Raw genomic sequence first — 2,555 nt, 5'->3', positions numbered from 1 at the left:
TAAAAAAAGAACGCAGTTCGTTCAAAACCCAAAGCTTTTCCCCTTTCCCCTAAAGCCTAAAGCCTAAAGCCTAAAGCCTAAAGCCTAAAGCCTAAAGCCTAAAGCCTACTCATACAACTGCCACCAAGGAATCTGCGGCGACTCATGGTGTTTGCGGTGGTAGCCGAAATGATAGCAACTAATTAATGACCACCAACGCGATCGCGGGATTGTCTCCGCGCGGTGTGGCTCGATATAGCCGCCAACGGGTTCGCGATGCGGTAGATATGTCCCAAAGTAAAATAGCTGGAGCGAACTCACCAGCGACGGAAATACCCAAAAACAAGCCAGATTCACAGCTTGCCACCACAACGGCTGGGGGAAAAAATAGTGACAGATGGCTACGCCAGTTGCATACATCGAGATAATAGTTATTACTTGCCGCCAAGTGATATGTTCGCTGACAAAATGTCCGAACCAGCCCCAAAAATGTTTTGCTTCTCCGTTGTGAAAGTCGGGATCTCGATCGCTAGCAGGGTACTTATGGTGTTGGTGATGTTTGGCGCATAGTTGTGGGTAGTCAAAGCCTGCATAAAACCACAAACAGAACTGTCCGATCGCACGATTGACTTTTGGAGAAGGATAGATACTTCCATGCATGGCATCGTGCGCGATGATAAATAGCCCTGTATAGAGCCAGGTTTGCCAGATAAACAGACAAACGAACAAAATTGGATGCAAAGTGTCAAGTCGGATCTGAACGCATTTCCATAAGCTAATTGCCCAGACTCCCACGATCGCGATGGTTACTTGTAATGATACGCTGTTCTTAAGTTGGAATATGTGAGTCATCGATCGCCTGTCCTTTGCAACGTATCTAGCCTATAAAGCCAAAAACATATCATAAATCTCTGGTAGCTCTGCCGTGTGAATTTGGATAGCTTGCTTTTTAGGCTAGCCCCGTTATAGTATTGTAACAAATCGTTAAGTTTTGTTAACTAACCCTGACAAGCATCAACTTATCCATTACATAAATTTTAATAAAGTATGTCAATCTCACTCAAGTCTGCGCAATCAATTTTTTCCAACACGTTAGTTGCTGATGCAGTGCCTGCCGTCACCGCAGCGTTCGAGCAACTCAGCGTTGAAGATCAATTAGCCTTACTTTGGTACGCTTACACTGAGATGGGAGTTACAATTACTCCAGCGGCAACTGGTTCGGCAAGTATGGCACTGGCACAACCACTGTTAAATGAGATTAAAGCGATGCAGCCTGCGGCACAGACTCAAGTCATGACCGACTTGGCAATGCACACCGACACCCCAATTTGTCGGACTTTTACATCATTCCGGATGAATACCAAACTAGGATTTTGGTATGAATTAGGACAAATGATGAAACAGGGTTTGGTAGCACCGATTCCCGATGGTTATCAGGCTTCTCCTGAAGCGAGTGCTTTACTCGAAACAATCAAAGGACTCGATGCAGGTCAACAAATCACGGTACTACGTAACACTGTAGTAAACATGGGTTACGACCCAGCACGCGGTCAAGATTATGACAAACGCGAAGCACCTTCAGTTACTCCCCGTGCTTTTGCAGATCGCTCGCGCGCAGCGATCGAGGGTGTAGATAACTATACAGTACTCAGCTACATCGACAACATGAATGCCTTTGACTTCATGGCAGCATCGAGTTTATTTGCAGAAGAAGGTGCGCTGCAACCTCCTTTCCAAGCTCCAGTTGTCGGACAAGCGGCGATTCTCACTTACATGCGTGAAGAATGCGTAGGCTTGAAGATGTTACCAGAACGCGGTGTCGTCGAACCGATCGATGATGGTTACACTCAAATCAAAGTTACAGGTAAAGTTCAAACTCCTTGGTTTGGTGCCAGTGTTGGTATGAACATTGCTTGGCGGTTCTTGCTCGATCCTCAAGGTAAAATCTTCTTCGTCGCGATCGATCTGCTCGCTTCGCCTAAAGAATTACTCAACCTCCGTCGAGTTTAAGTTTTAGCTTCAACTGATTAATTAATTGCTATCCATTCGGGGTACCTATTTATTAGGTATCCTTTTTTATCAGGATTTTGAGGATTTGAGGATTGACAGGATTGGGTTGTCGGCACCATTTCATCCACTCATCTACCTATCATCCACTCATTTACCCAATACTCATTACTCATTACTCATTACTCATTACTCATTACTCATCCACCCATCCACCCATCCACCCCTTTCCCCTGCTACCATAAGGTGTGCCTACCTTTGAGCAATTTTTATGGCAAGAGTGCCAACTCTGAGCTACGATCGCGGAACATTGTTACTACATCCACCACCAAAGGGTAGAGGCTGGATGGAGTATGCAACGTGGGACGATCGTGTCGAGAAATTTCGGATACCAGGAATTAATTATCGCCAAGTCATCGAAGCACTCCAGCAAGATAATACCGACTTTATCGATAAAGCCAAAGCTTTTGCCTCGATCGAACTAGATTCGCAGCTCAACCTCGAACCATATCCCCATCAAGCAGCCGCTCTAATGGCGTGGAAAAAGGCAGGTAGACAGGGTGTGATCG

Annotated in this window: 2 protein-coding genes and 1 pseudogene; 2 read left to right on the top strand and 1 reads right to left on the bottom strand. The window is 45.7% G+C overall.

Annotation, left to right across the window (positions count from 1 at the left end):
* Positions 1-105 precede the first annotated feature (105 nt).
* The gene (locus C7B77_RS28005; protein WP_106312791.1) at positions 106-831 is read right to left on the bottom strand and encodes a fatty acid desaturase; all 726 of its coding nucleotides are present in this window, start codon (positions 829-831) and stop codon (positions 106-108) included.
* Between the two features lie 195 nt (positions 832-1,026).
* Between C7B77_RS28005 and C7B77_RS28000 the strand changes: the two genes are divergently transcribed.
* Complete coding sequence (locus C7B77_RS28000; RefSeq protein ID WP_106312788.1) at positions 1,027-1,989, top strand: orange carotenoid protein N-terminal domain-containing protein; 963 nt, start codon at positions 1,027-1,029, stop codon at positions 1,987-1,989.
* 268 nt (positions 1,990-2,257) lie between these two features.
* A pseudogene (locus tag C7B77_RS27995) lies at positions 2,258-2,555 on the top strand (ATP-dependent helicase); the annotation flags it as partial.

Source organism: Chamaesiphon polymorphus CCALA 037, from assembly GCF_003003845.1.
GTDB classification, from domain to species: Bacteria; Cyanobacteriota; Cyanobacteriia; order Cyanobacteriales; family Chamaesiphonaceae; genus Chamaesiphon; species Chamaesiphon polymorphus.
The sequence above is the reverse complement of the archived record's forward strand: the minus strand, read 5'-3'. Positions and strand labels throughout refer to the sequence as shown.